Annotated in this window: 17 protein-coding genes; 2 read left to right on the forward strand and 15 right to left on the reverse strand. The window is 41.4% G+C overall.

The window, feature by feature from the left end; translation table 11 throughout:
- Positions 1–39: 39 nt before the first annotated feature.
- The 6 genes from pth2 to MSKOL_RS20300 all read right to left on the reverse strand — a co-directional run bounded on the left by pth2 (position 40) and on the right by MSKOL_RS20300 (position 4598).
- The gene (gene pth2 / locus MSKOL_RS12475) at positions 40–387 is read right to left on the reverse strand and encodes a peptidyl-tRNA hydrolase Pth2 (protein ID WP_048121363.1); all 348 of its coding nucleotides are present in this window, start codon (positions 385–387) and stop codon (positions 40–42) included.
- A gap of 272 nt (positions 388–659) precedes the next feature.
- Positions 660–1649, reverse strand: a complete 990-nt coding sequence (gene mptN / locus MSKOL_RS12480) for a tetrahydromethanopterin:alpha-L-glutamate ligase (RefSeq protein WP_048156698.1) — start codon at positions 1647–1649, stop codon at positions 660–662.
- Positions 1646–1942 carry a hypothetical protein gene (locus MSKOL_RS20295; protein WP_156151079.1) on the reverse strand — a complete coding sequence of 99 codons (297 nt, stop codon included), beginning with the start codon at positions 1940–1942 and terminating at the stop codon, positions 1646–1648. Before MSKOL_RS20295 ends, mptN begins: the two co-directional genes overlap by 4 nt.
- Before the next feature lie 185 nt (positions 1943–2127).
- Positions 2128–2517 (reverse strand): Fe-S cluster assembly scaffold protein NifU, encoded by a 390-nt coding sequence (nifU, locus tag MSKOL_RS12485; RefSeq protein WP_156151080.1) that lies wholly within the window; start codon positions 2515–2517, stop codon positions 2128–2130.
- Between the two features lie 39 nt (positions 2518–2556).
- A complete protein-coding gene (gene nifS, locus MSKOL_RS12490) occupies positions 2557–3747 on the reverse strand; it encodes a cysteine desulfurase NifS (protein ID WP_048156701.1) in 1191 nt (396 codons plus the stop codon).
- Between the two features lie 548 nt (positions 3748–4295).
- Positions 4296–4598, reverse strand: coding sequence for a hypothetical protein (locus tag MSKOL_RS20300; protein WP_048121370.1), 303 nt, complete (start codon positions 4596–4598; stop codon positions 4296–4298).
- 67 nt (positions 4599–4665) lie between these two features.
- Here MSKOL_RS20300 and MSKOL_RS19395 point away from each other — a divergent pair, with 67 nt between their 5' ends.
- A complete protein-coding gene (locus tag MSKOL_RS19395; protein WP_197078768.1) occupies positions 4666–4851 on the forward strand; it encodes a hypothetical protein in 186 nt (61 codons plus the stop codon).
- Positions 4852–5504: 653 nt separating this feature from the next.
- Here the strand turns inward: MSKOL_RS19395 and cobT are convergent.
- From cobT to MSKOL_RS12530, 8 genes are all read right to left on the reverse strand, one after another.
- Positions 5505–6554: a nicotinate mononucleotide-dependent phosphoribosyltransferase CobT gene (cobT, locus tag MSKOL_RS12500; RefSeq protein WP_048156705.1), complete on the reverse strand. Its 1050-nt coding sequence runs from the start codon at positions 6552–6554 to the stop codon at positions 5505–5507.
- Between the two features lie 37 nt (positions 6555–6591).
- Complete coding sequence (locus tag MSKOL_RS20305; RefSeq protein ID WP_156151081.1) at positions 6592–6807, reverse strand: hypothetical protein; 216 nt, start codon at positions 6805–6807, stop codon at positions 6592–6594.
- A gap of 472 nt (positions 6808–7279) precedes the next feature.
- Positions 7280–8722 carry a proline--tRNA ligase gene (gene proS, locus MSKOL_RS12505; RefSeq protein WP_048156708.1) on the reverse strand — a complete coding sequence of 481 codons (1443 nt, stop codon included), beginning with the start codon at positions 8720–8722 and terminating at the stop codon, positions 7280–7282.
- 532 nt (positions 8723–9254) lie between these two features.
- Positions 9255–9896: a ZPR1 zinc finger domain-containing protein gene (locus tag MSKOL_RS12510; RefSeq protein WP_048156711.1), complete on the reverse strand. Its 642-nt coding sequence runs from the start codon at positions 9894–9896 to the stop codon at positions 9255–9257.
- Positions 9893–10276, reverse strand: coding sequence for a cell division protein SepF (gene sepF / locus MSKOL_RS12515; RefSeq protein ID WP_048121378.1), 384 nt, complete (start codon positions 10274–10276; stop codon positions 9893–9895). Before sepF ends, MSKOL_RS12510 begins: the two co-directional genes overlap by 4 nt.
- A gap of 170 nt (positions 10277–10446) precedes the next feature.
- A complete protein-coding gene (locus MSKOL_RS12520; RefSeq protein WP_048156714.1) occupies positions 10447–10932 on the reverse strand; it encodes an RNA-binding protein in 486 nt (161 codons plus the stop codon).
- A gap of 156 nt (positions 10933–11088) precedes the next feature.
- Positions 11089–12243, reverse strand: a complete 1155-nt coding sequence (locus MSKOL_RS12525; RefSeq protein ID WP_048156718.1) for an MFS transporter — start codon at positions 12241–12243, stop codon at positions 11089–11091.
- Between the two features lie 506 nt (positions 12244–12749).
- On the reverse strand, positions 12750–13868 hold the full coding sequence (locus MSKOL_RS12530; RefSeq protein WP_048121384.1) for an MFS transporter: 1119 nt from the start codon (positions 13866–13868) through the stop codon (positions 12750–12752).
- A gap of 957 nt (positions 13869–14825) precedes the next feature.
- Here MSKOL_RS12530 and MSKOL_RS20310 point away from each other — a divergent pair.
- Positions 14826–15014, forward strand: coding sequence for a hypothetical protein (locus MSKOL_RS20310; RefSeq protein WP_156151082.1), 189 nt, complete (start codon positions 14826–14828; stop codon positions 15012–15014).
- 382 nt (positions 15015–15396) lie between these two features.
- Here MSKOL_RS20310 and MSKOL_RS12535 read toward each other — a convergent pair whose 3' ends face one another.
- Entirely contained in the window at positions 15397–17172 is a 1776-nt protein-coding gene (locus tag MSKOL_RS12535; protein ID WP_048156720.1) for an indolepyruvate ferredoxin oxidoreductase subunit alpha, read from the reverse strand.
- Positions 17173–17348: the final 176 nt, after the last annotated feature.

Below are 17348 nucleotides of genomic sequence, written 5' to 3' on the forward strand. Positions count from 1 at the left end.
ATACTGTATTCCCAAACCTGGCATTCAGGTTCTTGACACTTAAACAAGTTTAAGGTCCCGCGTAACTTTATCTATAAGCTCTTCTTTTGCCGGCCCTATTCCGAGGACTGTAACCGTTCCCGGCGGAATTTCCGTAAGTCCTGCGTCCTGTATAAGAGCAGTAGGTAGCCCTTCCCGTCTTGCTTTTTCCTTAAGTTCATACAGGTCATTAAGGGTAGGGACTTTAAGGACAATTTTTTTCTGTCCGCCTTCTTTCCATTTTTCAAGGTCACTTTTGCTTGCCCATTCTGAAGCAGAAATGGCAGCATGAGCTACCTGCACTGCAAACTTGCCTTTGGAAAGCTTCAGGTCCTCCCGGGTAACTATACACTGTTTATATTCACTCATTTTTTGCCTCGGGTTTATTGAAGGTCCGTCTGTTTCTTAAATGTTTTCAATGAGGGTATCCGGATCGGCTTTATATCTCGGTTTTGATACTTATTCTTTGATCCTCTATATTGTGACCGAGCCGGGCCCGAAGTATTAAATCAAACAATTAAATCAAACAATTTTTAAAAATCTACGAAATTCAAATAGTTGTTCTACGAAATTCAACTAGTTGTTCTACGAAATTCAAATAGTTGTATTTGATATTATAGGCGGCATCATTTATAATTATTTCATAAAATTTTTTCGATGTATTCTATAATATACTCTGCCGGATTTATCCCCCATGCATCAAAAATACCTTTTCCAGATGGTGTTCCATTGACTTCAAGAATTTTAGGGCCCCCCTCAGTTTGACCGGAATTAATATCAATTTCTTTACTAAGACTATCCTCGGTCATACCTTCTATAATATCAACACCGGCAAAAGTTGTGCTCACTGCCAGGGCAGCCTTTTCAGCAATTTCTTTTTGTTCTTCCGTGAGTGTACACCGGTCTGCACTTCCTCCCTGGCTCAGATTATTAACCCAGGAGCCAGATGCTGCTTTACGGTAAATTGCCCCAATAGCCTTACCGTCAACAACAAAGGCCCTGATATCTCTTCCCGGATTCTCTATGAACTCCTGTATATACAGCATACCTCTCTCTTGAAGCAGTTGAGTGAGAATTGTTTCCAGGGATGAAGATTCTACTTTTCTATCCGAAAACCGGACTTCGCCGTTCCTTACTCTTGCAATATCCTTTCCTTTATATCCAAAAACAGGCTTAATAACGGCGTCCCCAAATCTTGATATTGCCTTCAGGGCTGCTTCCATATCCTGCACAGCTACGGTTTTTGGTACAGGCAGTCCGGCCTTTGCCAGAAGATAGGAAGCATGATATTTATTTGCAGCATTCCGGATAGCTTCAGGGGAATTGACAACAGGGATTCCTTCGTCTCCCAGTTCACGCAGGATATCAAACCTGAAAGACACGCCTTCAAAAGCTCCTGCGCCCACATCTCTTACAATTATCGCGTCAAGGTCAGAAAGTTTTATATCTCCCACTTTGAAGGCCACAGTTGAGTTTTCAGCTTTCGATTCCCAAGCTGCCGAATTCATGCTGACCTTTGCAGTTCTGAGATCCAGAACAAAAGGAGAAAAACCCTTTTTTCTCGCTGCGTCAGTAAGTGCCCTGGCTGTCCAATCTTCCGGGTCAGTGATGACAATTCCTATTTTTTTCATAGATCATCATCGGGAGAATCCCAGATCAAGTTTACGATATGGAAGTACATGAGGTCTGAAATCCAGGAGATTTGAAATCCAGGAGGTCTGAAATCTATGGGGGTCTGAAATCTAGTGCATCGATTCCAAAGTATGTCCAAAATGAATTTTTTGAAAACCACTGAAAGCACGGAAGACACGGAAATCAGTAGTAAAGGCGTGTTTCTTCCGTGCTTTCCGTGTTTTCCGTGGTTGTAATATCCAGATAGAATCACTATGCGACAGGCTGCGTTTTCCGTGTTACAAAATTCCATGTGACTTTAAAATAATATTTGCGTCACAAACTGTATTTATTTTGTTATTGTGTATATGTTTGAGAATCGATATACTAGGAGATCTGAAATATGAGATCTGAAATCTAGGAGATCTGAAATATGAGGTCTGAAATCTAGGGGATATAAATACATGAGATCTGAACTTGTTTTCTATTTTCCTTCTATCAGGTCTGCTCAGGAAGAACCTCAAGCCCCTTCTTTTTCCGGTATTCATTTATTGCACTGTGGATTGCTTCTCTGGAAAGAACCGAACACTCCAGCTTGCCCGGAGGCAGGCCTTCGAGAGCCTCAGCAACGGCCTCGTTTGTAAGTTCCCAGGCTTCTTTGAGGGTTTTGCCTTTTATCAATTCGGTTGCCATGCTGCTGGACGCAATTGCTGCTGCACACCCGAAAGTCTTAAACTTCGCATCTTCAACTCGGTTGTCCCGAATTTTCAGGAAAATCTTCATGTGGTCCCCATGTGGATTTCCAGCTTCTCCGATCCCGTCAGCGTCCTCAATTTCCCCTACGTTTCTTGGGTTCATGAAATGGTCCATGACCTTTTTATTGTACACAAAACTCCCCCTGTTTTCATATTCCTGTACACTTGCGATTTATTTTTTACACGCGTTTTCAGGTTTATAGAATGGAGACATAGCCCTGAGCTTTTCAACGGTCTCAGGCAGGACCTCAAGTACATAATCAATGTCTTCTTCGGAATTATCATCTCCAAGGGACAGGCGAAGGGAACCTGGGGCTATCTCCGGAGGCAGTCCTATTGCTCTGAGCACATGCGAAGGCTCAGGAGAACCTGAGGAACAGGCACTCCCTGTAGAACTGCAGATCCCCATCTCGTCAAGCATGAGAAGCAGAGATTCGCCTTCGATGTATTCAAAACTGAAATTCAGATTGTCCGGAAGACGTTTTTCCGGATGTCCATTAAGCCTGCAGTCCGAAATATTCAGGACTCCTGCAAGGAGGCGGTCTCTCAGTCTCTTCATTTTCTCATTATGCTTCTCTATATTTCCTGTTGCAAGTCCTATTGCTTTTCCCAATCCTACAATACCTGATACATTCTCGGTTCCTGCTCGCTTTTTGCGCTCCTGGCCGCCCCCATGCATATAGTTGTCGATTTCTGTCCCTTCCCGCAAATAGAGCGCTCCTACTCCTTTGGGCCCATAGAACTTATGAGAAGAAAGAGAAAGCATGTCAACATTCCTTTCTTTCTTTTTCATCTCAAGGGGAATTTTACCAATTACCTGAACGGCATCAGTATGGAAAGGAATCTCATATTCTTTTGCGATCTCACCTATCTCATGAATAGGCTCTATTGTCCCGATTTCATTATTCGCATACATTACCGAGATCAGGATAGTATCATCTCTAATTGCAGCTTCAACCTCTGCAGGGTCTACAAGCCCATAACTGTCTACAGGCAGGTAAGTCACATCAAAGCCCTGAGTCTCCAGGTACTTACAGGGATAGAGCACTGCATGATGTTCAATTGGTGTGGTAATGATATGTTTTCCTTTATTTCTCCTGGCAAAAGCCGTTCCCTTGATAGCCCAGTTATCGGATTCGGTTCCTCCGGAGGTGAAATATATTTCCTCAGAACTAGCTCCCAGAGCCTTTGCAAGCTGCTCACGGGCGGTCTCTATCGCCTCTTTACCTTCTCTCCCTATTGAATACAGGGAAGAAGGGTTTCCAAAATGTTCTTTTAAAAAAGGCAGCATAGCTTCAAACACTTCAGGTTTTGTGAAAGTGGTGGCTGCGTGGTCCATGTAGACAAAGCGCTTTTCTCCCATCAGAACCCCCCTATGAAAATAGGGGTTTACGCAATATGAATTTATTGCATATTCCACTTTCTGGAATTTTTTGCCAGATTAACGCAAGTATACTTCACCCATTACGTCGAGATTGATATAATTACTATAACTTAGCTGCTGCCTGTTAAACTGAGTCCATTAATTGACATCCGACATAAGCTAACTGATAGAGTTAAACTGAAATATCTATCTAATAGCGTCTGATAGTTGTCTAATAGTTGTCTAATATCTGCCGTGAGTACCTATCAGATAAGACCGCCACTGCTTTCGAATTTACTTTAATTTTCATTTTACAATACACCTTTGAGGAAGTACGACCTCAACAAAAGGCAGCCTTTTACCCCTTAATCATATAAAAAATAATACATTTTGAGCCAAAACTTATATCCTATCAGGAATAATATATTTGGTAGCTTGCTGTAGTATTTTGCAGCGAGGTCGGACAGGTATGATTTTTAAGCAATACAATCGTTTAGCTTAAAACGCCTTATCTAAGATCCTGTTCGGGGGAATTGATACATTATCAGTTAAAGGTCAAAAACGGCTTTTAAATGGAACTCAAGGTTGGGATCAGTAAGTTTTTCTGTACTGCTGGATATTCTTTCAGGTTCTTTGTGTACTGTCAGAATATCTTTTCGATTCCAGGGCTTTTGACCGCCTGATCTTGCAGTTTTAAAAATGGAAATCCAAGGGGGATTAGTTACGAAGCGGCTAAAAATATGTCCAAAGTGCCATGCTAGATTAAAAGTGAGCTCAGATGGAAAGATAGAGTACTGTAGTGTTTGTAAGTACTGGACAAAAGTGGGTACCGCAAGGCTCGATTCTATCATGATTTACGGATGAGGACCCTGCATGAAAAATGAAGATATTTCTATGTTTTGCAGTGTATGCCAGACAATGTTAAAACGTCAAGTCCTGGGTTCTAATGTCTTCTATTATTGTCGAAACTGTGGAAGTATGATTTCGGAAGCATACTTATCAGGGGGAGTAAATATCTTCCACACTCAAAAACCGACATCTATAGACATGACATCTTCGCCTTCAAACCCCATGAAGACGCCTGAAACTGTAGTAGAGACTTAAACTGAAAAAAGGAGTTTAGTTTTTGAAAAACTGGAAAAATTAGCTTCTTAGGAGCTTTAATAGCTCTCAAGTTATCTTTTCTAATTTTTAGTGATTATTAAGAATTTATCAAGAATTTTTGTCAGATCAAAAATTTTTCATTTTTTTATATTGATTATTGGTTTTTGAACAGCTTTATACCCTAACTTCCGCTTTTTTAGGCGCATATGTGCTTTTCTGTATCTCTGCGGGGTCATATGATTGCGATTTAGATATTTTTACCTTGTATATAATGTGCTTAAGTTTAAGCACATGTATCGATATCAAGCGAGATTTATGTGCTTAAAAATGCGGAACTAAGGTTATACATTTTATTCTGAAAAAAATCATCAATCTTCCTTGACTGAAAATTCCATATGTATCTTTCTTCAGCACTTCTTACCAGAACAAACGATTATAGAAATAAAAAAAAAGTTAAGCTAAGATGCACATTTCAAACCCTGGCACTCTTGTGCCACTATGCTATACTAAAATGTTATTTTGTTGATATAAGGTCAATAAAATATTCAATAATCAAACATTATTTTCCTATATTGGCAGGGGTTCGAAATGTGCATTAAGAAGATTGTTTAAGGAGATTAATTCCGATAAAACCAGTTCTAAAGCGGCTTTTTTCAATGCCCTGCTTTGAGCAGTTTGCAAACGTTTTCTACTTCGGACCTGAACTCGTCCTGAGATATTCCATAAAGGCCTGCAAGATACATTGCTCCACCAGCCCCTGCGCCCTCCTTGATAGTACCAGTCTCATACCTGTGAAGCCCTTTGAGTTCGGATTTTCCAAAACCAGGGTCTGCAACGTAGACTGCGGGTACACCAAGGACTCTGGTAAGTTCAGTAAAGTTTGCGGATTTATCTTCCACAACATACCGGGTAGTGGCAATTGCCAGCTTTTCCGTATTGAAACCCAGGTGTTTTATCAGTGCATATACTGCTACCATCTGAGTTCCTCCTGCAAGCACAACACTCACGTCAGTGTCCTGGAAACCTGCAACCAGACCTATAACAGCCGGCATCATCGGGTCTCCCATGCAGGAAATAGCTTTCATGGGATCGTCTTTCAGGCAGCCAAAAGTCAGGCCTGATGCTTTCAAGCCTTCTTCAATGACCTGTTTCTTCAGGTCAAGGGGATTTTCATCAGCACTGCTGCTGACATTCCCGTTATATCCCAGAGCCATTAAAACCCCCATTGCGGTTGTTGTGCCGCCTGGAATACTTTCTCCAATAACTACATGGTCCACCTGGTTTCTGAGTCTCCTGCCCAGGAACTTCGCCCGCTCATAGATCCCCTGTACATCGTTGACTGCAACTGGTTCCCGGATATCTTCTCCGGGCTTTGCCTTGAGGTCAATGCATGGGACTTCCGGGGTTACAATAAGGCCGGAATTAATGAAATGGTAGGGAGCGTCCGTAAGTTTCAACGCCGAACGGGTCATAATTGCAGGAGTCGGAGTGTCATAAGGAGGAGTCATAGGGAGAACAGGTACACTGATAATATTTCCTGTTTCCATAAGTTCCGCATCCCCTGCAGGCGTATAGTCTGTAAGTTCAGCCGTTTTTCCTGCAGCTGAAAGCTTGGGAATATGTGCAGTTTTGGTATTGGAAAGCACGCATAAAAACATCGGTCTTCTGGGTTTTCTGGTCACTTCCGGTTCGATCCAGGCCATATCATATCTCCTTTATGGATAGAATCAACTTACTCACTCACAAACTGTTGACCCGCAACCGTTGCGCCGGTTGATCACGCCGGATAGGGTTTGGGGATAAGGTTCTCAAACTCAAACTTTTTCCGGGTTTTCGGTCAAGCCTTTTCAAAAAACTGCTTTCCCGAAATCGTTGCGCCGGTTGATCATGCCGATAGGGTTTGGGGATAAGTTCATCAAATTCGAACTTTGCTTCGTTTTTGGGGTTTTCGCACAAACTTTTTTTGAAAAGGCTTGCGGAGGAACAGCTTTTAAGAAAGGTTGATTCTTTCTGAAATCCAATGAGAATTCTTCAACTTACTATTTAATATTTATCTATAAGCAAATATAATTTAATATTACTCAAGTTAAGTTTACTTTATTTCTCGCTCTTTTCGGGCTCAGCCGCTCAATATTAACTGAGCGTTTGTTAAAAATCAGTTGAGTACGTTTTTATATATAACTATTCCTGATAGTTTGTTTTCAGGTTCAGGTTGTAAAGACTCAACTAATAACATGCATAAAATAAAAAGAAAAAGATGAAAGCCGGAGCAGATACTTAATAATTGGCTTTCCAATTGTGCTACGCCGGCTTTTCAATTGTGCCAGATCGACTTTTCAATTGTGCCAGTCGACTTTTCAATTGTGCCAGTCGACTTTTCAATTGTGCCAGATCGACTGTTCAATTGTACCAGAGCAGTTTTCTTGTTTTAATATGTTCTTGCCACGTAAACACGGGTTTCGGTTTCTTCTCCGCATATAGGGCACTTTTCTTTTTTGTCTCTTTTTTGCTCCAGAGGGATTCCAAGGATTCCTGCACCGATTACGTCTTCCATAGCAAGTCCGCATTCTCTCTTTCCGCACCAGGGAATTGTGGCAACACCAATCTGGATTTTTTCTTTTACTTCTTCAAGTTCGGCGCAGTCAAATATGCGGTTTTCAAGTTCGACTTTCGCTTTTTGATACAGGTTTTCGTGGATTGCCTCAAACTTTGAACTCACGCCAGCTTCGATTTCAGAGAGCGGGATCTGTTCTTTTTCTCCGGTATCTCTTCTTACAGCTACAGCGACATTATTCTGAAGGTCTCTGGGACCGATTTCGAGCCTGAGGGGTACGCCTTTCATTTCCCACTTGTAGTACTTTGCTCCGGGACGAAGGTCACTTGCATCGATTTCGACTCTGACCCCGGCTTTAGTCAGGCGTTCCTTTACATCCTTGCAGGCTGCAAGTACCTCTTCAGCTCCCTTCTTGAAGATAATAGGGATAATTACAACCTGTACAGGCGCGATCTCAGGGGGCAAAACCAGCCCTTTGTCATCTCCGTGGATGGAAATCGTAGCTGCAATCGACCTTTCGGAAATCCCGTAACAGGTCTGATAGGCATAACGCTGTTCTCCATCAGGAGCTTCGTACTTAATATCAAAGGTCTTTGCAAAGTTATCTCCCAAATGGTGGACTGTACCAATCTGAAGGGTCTTTCCGTCAGGCATGACTGCATCAAGAGCATCGGTGTAATCTGCGCCCGGAAATTTATCCCAATCAGGTCTCCTTGAGCGAAGCACAGGAACTCCAAGCCTGCGGTATATTTCAGTATAGAGCCCAATAGCTTCTTTAACCTGAGCTTCTGCATCTTCCCAGGTAGCATGGACTGTATGGGCCTCTTTAAAGGAAGTAATCTCTCTAAGCCTTATCAAGGGACGTGTATGTTTTGTCTCATAGCGGAAAGTATTGACTATCTGATAAATTTTAACAGGAAAATCAGCATGTGACCTGACCCACATTTTGTACATTGGATAAATGGCAGTCTCACTTGTTGGGCGAAGGGCCAGAGGGATATCAAGGGGATCTCTTCCGCCATGGGTTACCCAGTACACCTCGTCTTCAAAACCTTTAATATGTTCGGCTTCCTTCATGAACTCATTTTCGGGGATAAGTAGAGGGAAGAGAGCTTCCTGGTGTCCACTGTTGTCAAGAATTTCTCTTATGATATTATAGGTATTTCTTCGGATTGCAAAGCCGAAAGGGTACCAGACATATAATCCTTTTACAGGATAGCGGACATCCATTATTTCGGCCATCCAAAGGAGTTCGTTATACCATTCGCTGAATTCCTCTTTTGGAGGGAGTGCTGCTTCTTTTTCACTTTCTGCCATACCTTCACCGTATTATAGCAATCTGAAATAACTCTTAAATTCTTAAATTCATTGAACAAACTTTCAAATTGATCAACCTGGTTACTAAACTAATTTGATAAGTGTTTAAATTGACCAGGTAGATATTAATTTGATCAATAGATGTAAATCGATCAAATAAATTGTTAAATTGACCAAATAGGCGTTAATTTGACCAATAGATGTAAATCGATCAAATAAATTGTTAAATTGACCAAATAGACGTTAATTTGATCAATATATGTAAATCGATCAAATAAATTGTTAAATTGACCAAATAAATTTTTAAACTTGTCTGGTTTTCGTTCCCTCCGGAAATTCTAAAGGAATATCTCTGGGCAGCCACTTTTTGAGTGGATGACATTTTGAGAGATGGAACCTTGAGAATGTGGCATCCTGAGGTGAAATTACATTCATAGCCATCAGTATGCCTGCCTTTATGAAATAGAAGTTAATAACTATATTGGAGTATGCCCTCGGAACTTGTCAGGCTGTGAAAAACCGGAAAAAAGAATTAATCTCCGAGGGGCTGAACATTGTCTGAGACATCGTTTACGAGCTCGGATTTGTTAACATCGAAAACGACCATGCCGGTGTTTAGCATCTCGGCTTCTTCTTCGGAGAGTCTGGTAGCCTTTACCTTCTTTGAAATGATCGCACTGTTTCCGAGAGGATCTTCGACTATGACTGTGATTTTTCTCTTGCCCTCGATCACATCTTCAAGCATACACAGGAGCTCCTCGCTGCGTAAGGATTTCTCTTTGTCTCCCTTTACCCACCTGCTCGCAGTTAGAAGAACATCCCGGACTCGTTGCAGTACGCCTTCAATATTCGTTACATATGACTCCGAAACTGATCCAGGTTCGATGGTAACTCCCATTTCCGGGATGCGGATTGTACCTGAGGTTGAACGGATGACCCTTGCATTCAGGTCTTCACTGGTTTCAACTGGCATCTCATAGCGCATGGGCTCCTTAATCGAGAGAATCATGGTATCTGCAAAACGGAAGCTGCACTTGCATCTTGCACTTATATGCATGATCTCCCCGAAATAGGGAATGTTATCTCTCTGCCAGTTCATCACCAGATCTGTATGGCATAGAGGGCAGCATATTTTTGTTTCAAACCTTTCCTGTTTTAAGAAATCTTGATTCAATATTTTCCACCAGAAATCTTGGATCTGTCAATTTTAATGCCTGTAGGGGTTACAATTACGGTATTTCCTTTGACCCCTGCGATATCCCCATGAACATCGATAACAACGTCTTTCAGCTCTTTTAAAACTCTATCTCTGAGCAGGTCATCGCCTCTGATGTTTGAAATATCTACAATCAAGATATTTCCGTTATAAATTTCCTGCTTGAGCTGGGATACCTGGTTGATATTCGAGATCTCTGCGATCTTTACATAAGTTTCTGCAGGTTCGTCCTCGAGAACTTCTTCATATTTGCTGAGATCAATCTCAGTGTAATCCTCGGGACTTGTTGGACTTTTTACATTGCTGCTGCCAAGGAGCTTGTCGATGAGTTTTGCCATTTATGCGCACCTATTATATTTTTTTAAAATTCGAATCGCACTGTCCTATATTGAAATCTATATTAATTAATTTTGCTATTATAAAGCTGATCCGGATTTTCATTCAATTTAAGGGAGTTCACATCCCCTGTCCACAGGTTTCATTCAATGAAATGTATTTTAGGGGACTTTCAGAATTCCGTGTTCCAGAGTTTGTCTCCTACATGGATTATAGACTTTATAGCTTTACCTGAAGTAGCTTCTACCATTTCTGGCCCTCCCATAATAGCTTTTCCAATTGCAAGAGGTTTTTGATGAGTCTCTTCCACTATGATTACGAGGTCTCCTTCTTTTATTTCGGGGTCAGCCGCCACAACTCCAGGAGCCATAATATCCGCGCCGTTTGAAACAAAACGGATAGCTCCTTTATCCACGGTTACAACACGTTTTTGAAGTCCCATTTCAAGAGCTCCGCGGACGGTAGGAAAAAGATGTCCTTCTATTTCAAAAAGCAAAGGCTTGCCGTCCACCAGAATAACGGAGTATTCCTCAAGGGTAATTTTTTCCAGGGTTTTGTCTTCCAGATATGACAGCTCTTCGCCGAAAGTGGATAAAAGGTCTTTCAACATTTTGTTCTTGATATTCTTCCTTAGCTGGACTCTTGACTTTACTTTCAATTAATCACCGGATTTTCAAATGTTATGTTTTGTTTATAGCATAGGGTTTTTGTGCCTTTTAAAACTTATGTGGAGCTCTGGAGTTCTCTGAAATAGATTCCTGTCATATTTTTGTATTTATACTCAGAGTATTTGTTCAGGAATTTTAGGGTATTTTTACTCAAGTTTTACAAAGAACACTGAAAGCAGCGTAATGGCACTTCCAAGAAATAGGGTCTCATAACCTAAGGTCCCAAGGAAGAAGCTCCCAAGGACCGGGCCCAGCCCGAGCCCTGCATAAATGCCGGTATTGAAAAGCCCCATTGCAAAGCCGCTTGAGTTAATTCTGGAAACTGCCGTAATAAGCCCGACAACTGCGGCTCCTCCTCCTGCTCCTATAAGGAAGAAAGCCAGTAAAGGCAGTTTCACCGAGAGAAAGATACCTGCTGCTGCAAGGATTATTCCTGTCCTGACTATATTTTTATAATTAAAATCTGCCCTGCCTGCAATCAGGGAACTGAGCATTGCAGCCAGATAAGAAACTGAAATTGCCAGCCCGAGCTCGGGTTTTGTCAGAAAGCTAGCACTGTAATCCGCATAGTTTGCATTTAACAGACCTGTGGTTCCATAAAGAAGTGCCGAAATTCCCCAGATCTTTCCCAAGTCGGTTTGAAACATGGTTTTCCTGGACTTTACCAGGTAACTTTTTAATTCGGGAAGCAAAGAGGTATCCTGCTGGCTTTTTGCAGGACTTTTGCTTTCTGAGTGCGTAAATTCTTTTCCGTATCCGTTTGGAGAAAGCAAATCTCCGACTTTTGAGAGAAGGAGAAGGCAGGAAAGCCCTGAAAGAAAAGTGAAGCTAGCTATTGCGGTTTTAATTCCAAATCCGGCAAGCACTCCTGAGAAGAAAACACCTGCAGCTAGCCCAGCATTTAACAGGAAGTTAAACTCTCCAAGGCTTTGCTGGCTGTCTTCCCATTCTGCAAGTATGGAAAAAGCTGCAGGAAAAAAAGCCCCGCACCCTACTCCTTCCAGGAACCTGAAAATCCCAAGAATCAATGGAATGTCCGAAAATGTAATAACAAAACCTGCTAAAGCAGTAAGAAGCATCCCAAATCTGATTACCTTCAGGTTCCCTATCCTGTCTGCCAGAATTCCGAGGGGCACAAGAGAAAGAAAAGCCCCCATAAAGTATCCAGAAAAGATAAGGCTTGAAACCGCAACACTTCCGCTATCTCCTCCAGCAAGTTCCGGAAGAATAGGGATTACTGCGTTTGATAGTCCCTGGAGCGCAAAAACTGAAGAATAAAGCGTTAGTTTTTTGAGGTTCATAGACTTTCCGATTATATGTACTCAGCCCTATGCTGATATTCGATTCAATGCTTATTATTTCTGTATTCCAGAATTAGTTTTACTTTTAAAAATTACTCTTATTTTAATAACTTTTCATGAATATCAGGAAATTCCGCGGAATAAATATCTTACGCAATATCTCTGTTATTCAATCAAAGGAAACTTGCTGAAATAAAACCTGATTAAGCAAATATTACAGAAACAAGTTAAGCAAATATTACAGAAACAAGTTAAGCAAATATTACAGAAACAAGTTAAGCAAATATTACAGAAACAAGTTAAGCAAATATTACAGAAATAAGTTAAGTAAATATTACAGAAATAAGTTAAGCAAATATTACAGAAATAAGTTAATTAGATTTTTCACAAAGTTCTTTTTTACTTGGTGACGTTGATCTTGAAAATCGATGCACCAACTCAAGCACTCAAAATTTGTACATAGTTTATTCTGTAACAACTCCTAAATGTCCCTATCAGAGGAATCTTCAATTCTTCAACATAATACCAACTGCAAGGATGCACCCATTTGCTATAAACAGCTTTTCAAAACTCACAAAACCTGTAAAAAGTCCTGCAATTATTGGGGCAAGAGAAAGCCCTGCATAGATAGTCGTATTAAAAAAACCCATTGCAAGACCTCTGTCAGCATTCATTCTGGCAACAGCGAGGGCAAAACCTACAGTTGCAACTCCTGACCCTCCTCCAAGGCTTGAAAACCCCAGCAAGGGATATTTTATTGCAGAGAGAGCACCAAGGGCTGAAAAGCCCAGTCCAATTCGTATTAAGGTTTTTTCCTTTACTTTGAAATGCCCCCCAAACAGAGAGGTAATCATTGCACAGACATAAAGGCTGGAAATCGAGATCCCAAGTTGAGCTTTTGTTATAGTGCCCAGGCTGTAGTCAGGATAGTAGGCTACAAGCACTCCGATGGCTCCGTTAAGCAGAAAAGAACTGAGCCAGAGCCCAAAATTGCTACGGCTGAGGAGTTTCTTAGTTTCTCTGTAAGGCTTTATGAAAAGGCCGGAGCTTTTCAATGAACCTGCTTTCTCTGAGCTTTCAAGGCCAGCCAGTCCTCTGTACCTGGAAAACAGGCACGTGGTCAAAATGAAAGTAAGGACTGTAAAGATCAGGATTGCTCCTTTCAGGTAAGTGTCTGCCAGCAACCCCGAGAGAAATGCCCCTGTCGCCAGGCCAGCATTGAAAAGAAAAGTCAGCTCTCCTAAATAGCGTCCTGGGTTGTTGAGTTTGGATAATATGGCAAAGGAAGCCGGTAAAAAGGCTCCACAGGCAGAACCTTCTATAAACCTTGCAATTAAAAGAACCCAGAGGTTTTCGGAAAGTAGAATTGTCAACCCTGAAATTACCGTTAGAATGATACCTAAAGCTATGAATTTAAAATTGCCGAACCTGTCCGCAAGAATCCCAAAAGGTAGCATTGTTCCCAGGGCTCCGAGAAAGTAGGCGGAAAATAGCAGGCTTAAGGCGAATCCTCCAGAGGAATTATTACTCAGGCTCGCAAGCTCTGGAAGGATAGGGATAACAGCATTCGAGAGTCCCATTATGGCAAAAGCTGCTCCGTAAATCAAAAGCCTGTGAAGGTTCATAGCACTAAAAACCCTTAACCAGGTATTATAGTTTCTTGTCCGTAGTTTCTTGTTCGCAGCAGATCTTGAAAAGCGTCCTCTCAAAGGCTAAAATACCCGGAAACGATTTTTTTTAAGGCCTTCTTCAGCCCTTTGCAGGACTTTATCCATTGTATAGAATAATGCGTTAAAAAGATTAAATTTGGTTACTAATCCCTGGTCTAAACATACATCACATTATTATTATAATAAACTGAATAGAATGGATAGCTATTTATATAATTAGTTTGAATAGGGGTAATGTGTAATGTGAGCGGGAAACTTTTTTCACATACCATACCCCCCACTCCCCATATGACCCCCCACTCCCCAACCCGCTCACACTACTTCTATTCACCAACTTGGTAAATATCAATCTGATCTTTTTTGTGAAGTGTCAATGAAACTTTGTTCTTAGTTTTTAGCTTCTTAATCCACTGTTTCTTCAGAATTACAGTTAACGTTCATCTCAAAACCACTTTTTGCTCTCAATTACCAGGATTATTCAGGATCAGGACGTCGCTAAAAATGTATCCTTTATGTGTTTCTCCATTCGTTTACCTCATACACTCCACCACTAATCTAACCTTCAGCTTTCATTTCAGCCATTATTCAGTTAGAAGTATAAACATCAAATCTAAACTTGTCCCCATCTACTAACTGAGGATTTCATTTAACAATCGTAAAAGGCTTGCTTAAGAATTCTTGTAAGAAGATCAGTTCCAATTGTACATTTATATGGATTGTAACTTGTTAAAATAATATCTTCTTTTCTTATAAAAAGATACTTTCCGTCAGAATAAGGTCCTTCAGATCCCAGTTCCTGCAATCTTTTAACAAAGGTTCGCCAATCGATAGGGACTAGTATATCGATTTTCAAATATATACATAATGAGAAAATAAATACAGTTTATGACGCAAATATTATTTTAAAGTCACATGGAATTTTGTAACACGGAAAACGCAGCCGGTCGTATAGTGATTCTATCTGGATATTACAACCACGGAAAACACGGAAAGCACGGAAGAAACACGCCTTTACTACGGATTTCCGTGTCTTCCGTGCTTTCAGTGGTTTTCAAAAAATTCATTTCTGACATACTTTGGAATCGATGCACTGGTATATAAGCAATTTAGTTATGGTTCATTATAATTAAGAATGAGACTAAGGATGAAATGTTGTCTATGTTACTATTAACACATCATAACTAAGTTTCCATAACATTAGTGTTGAATAAACAACGAGCCAAAAAAGAGAAGAACGATATATTTTAGATAGTGTTTTATCTATCAAATCTGACAAACACTTTTTACCTTGTTTGAGAATCATTTTTTCAAGAACCTTTCTTTTTCAAGAACCGTTCTGTTTAAGAGCCATTCTTTTCAAGAACCTTTCTTTTTCAAGAACCATTCTGTTTAAGAGCAATTCTTTTCAAGAACCATTCTTATGCTTACGGTTTTCAGTTGTTGTCCTGCCTCACAACTTTTTGGATCTCCCTACTTATAGAAATTAACAAAGTACTCCAGAACAATACTTCCTGCACTTCCCTTTTATAAATATTACAGAAAGCCCGGGAAGCGCAAGTTTTGCCAGGATCAGTTCCGAAAGTTTGGTATTCAAGATCGTCTTTTCGATTTCGTTCCCTGATTCTGTCCCATTACCAGCTTTATCAGTCACTTTTTCTGTTGAAGCTCTATCCACTGCTTTCTCTTCACTGGCATCGATATCAAAGACTGAAACGTCAGGAGTTACTGCTTCAACCACTTTCCTGAGATCGGGAACGGCCTGCCCTCCGGTCATGGCTGCAACCTCATTCTGGAGTACAAGCACAAGCACATTGCAACCTGTAGCCGCGGCGCTCAGGAGCCCGAGAATACCCGAATGCGCCAGAGCGAAATCTCCGATAACGGCTATGCCTTTTTTCTCAAAGCCACATGCAACCGAGATTGCCGAGCCAAGAGCAAAACTCACATCAACTGCCGCAAGGGGTTCGGGTGCACTCCGGACGGAACAGCCCATATCGCCGGCAACCCGCACGTCAAGCGTGCTGAGATAGCGGTAAAGGGGAAGATACGCACAGTCATTGCAGATCCCAACTCTGCTTTTCTTTTTCGCTTCGAGAGAAGTAGTATCGGCAGGTTTTAAGATCTCTTCTTCGATATGCTCAAGGGCAAATTCAAGATTTTCAATTTTGACCTGCCCGTATGGAAGATGTCCTGTCTTTTTCCCATAAACCTTGCCTGTAATCCGGATCTGTTCCTCTATAAAAGGCTCGGACTCTTCTACAACGAGTATCTTCTGATTGCTATTCAGAAAAGCCTTTATCTTTTCGAGGGGAAGAGGGTTTACAAGGCCGAGGGACAGGTGAGAAATCTCAGGGTGAGAAACCTCAGCATGAAACTCATTCTGCTTTTTCAGTAATTCTTCCACAACCGAGGACATGAAACCTGAGGAAATGATCCCCAGATATCCATGCCCAGAACCTGATCCGTCTCCTGCATTTTTTGCTGTCCTTTTCCTTATTTCATTTAGGTCGGTGTTTTCAGCTTCCGCTTCCAGCAGAGGGTAGGTTCTGGAGTGAAAAAGCCTGTGTTTTTCTACCATTCGGTTTTTCCAGATTGAACGGTCAAATTCAGGATGAGGAGAGGAAGACTTCTGAAGGCGGTTTATTTTTCCTTTAGTTTTTTCCAGCCCTGCAGTGACCCTCAGAAGAACAGGCGTCCTGGTCTCTTCCGAAAGCTCGTAAGCCCGCCTCAATGCCCTGTATGCCATATCTGGCGAAGCCGGGTCAAATACTGCTATCTCTGCTATCCGGCCATACCAGCGAGAATCCTGTTCATTCTGAGAACCCTTTGCACCTGGATCATCTCCTGCAATTATGACAAGGCCGGCTCCTATGGTGTGGGTGACCGAGGTTATAAGAGGGTCTGAAAGCAGGTTCATCCCCACATGCTTTACAAGCACAAGCGCCCTTCTGCCAGAAACTGAAGCTCCTAGAGCGGTTTCAAGGGCAACCTTCTCATTTGTTAGCCATCTGGCACTATAATCCGGTATTTTAGAGGCATCTCGCATTGTCTTGAAAGCTGCTGCCTCCTCAAGATCCAGAGTTTTTTCTTCCGAGGCTTTTAAAAGTTCTTTTTCCGCGGTTTTTCTTAAAAAAAGTTCCATAAGGGAAGTAACAGGATACCCGGGGACACCGATTACGAAGCTGACATTACTGTCAAGGGCTGCAAGGTAAAGGGCTTCAAACCCTGTGTATTCTGGTGCTTCTTTTTTTTCTTTCAAACTGATCCCACGCTGCGGAATTCAGAAGACGCCGAATTTAAAGTTTCGTAAAATCCGGGTTGAGACTTGAGTTCCATATAAAGTTCCATATAAAATTCCATTTAAAGTTCCATTTAAATTAGTGTTCAAGCAATTTTAATCCGGTTTGAGGTTTCTATTTCGGCGTCCTTGGTTTT

This window comes from Methanosarcina sp. Kolksee (assembly GCF_000969945.1).
In the GTDB taxonomy this organism is placed as follows: domain Archaea; phylum Halobacteriota; class Methanosarcinia; order Methanosarcinales; family Methanosarcinaceae; genus Methanosarcina; species Methanosarcina vacuolata.

Coding starts and splice junctions, on each gene's coding strand:
- pth2 (WP_048121363.1), bottom strand. CDS start 387: ATGAGTGAATATAAACAGTGTATAGTTACCCGGGAGGACCTGAAGCTT.
- mptN (WP_048156698.1), bottom strand. CDS start 1,649: ATGAAAAAAATAGGAATTGTCATCACTGACCCGGAAGATTGGACAGCC.
- MSKOL_RS20295 (WP_156151079.1), bottom strand. CDS start 1,942: ATGGAATTTTGTAACACGGAAAACGCAGCCTGTCGCATAGTGATTCTA.
- nifS (WP_048156701.1), bottom strand. CDS start 3,747: ATGGGAGAAAAGCGCTTTGTCTACATGGACCACGCAGCCACCACTTTC.
- MSKOL_RS20300 (WP_048121370.1), bottom strand. CDS start 4,598: ATGATAGAATCGAGCCTTGCGGTACCCACTTTTGTCCAGTACTTACAA.
- MSKOL_RS19395 (WP_197078768.1), top strand. CDS start 4,666: ATGTTAAAACGTCAAGTCCTGGGTTCTAATGTCTTCTATTATTGTCGA.
- cobT (WP_048156705.1), bottom strand. CDS start 6,554: ATGGCCTGGATCGAACCGGAAGTGACCAGAAAACCCAGAAGACCGATG.
- proS (WP_048156708.1), bottom strand. CDS start 8,722: ATGGCAGAAAGTGAAAAAGAAGCAGCACTCCCTCCAAAAGAGGAATTC.
- sepF (WP_048121378.1), bottom strand. CDS start 10,276: ATGGCAAAACTCATCGACAAGCTCCTTGGCAGCAGCAATGTAAAAAGT.
- MSKOL_RS12525 (WP_048156718.1), bottom strand. CDS start 12,243: ATGAACCTCAAAAAACTAACGCTTTATTCTTCAGTTTTTGCGCTCCAG.
- MSKOL_RS12530 (WP_048121384.1), bottom strand. CDS start 13,868: ATGAACCTTCACAGGCTTTTGATTTACGGAGCAGCTTTTGCCATAATG.
- MSKOL_RS20310 (WP_156151082.1), top strand. CDS start 14,826: ATGGAATTTTGTAACACGGAAAACGCAGCCGGTCGTATAGTGATTCTA.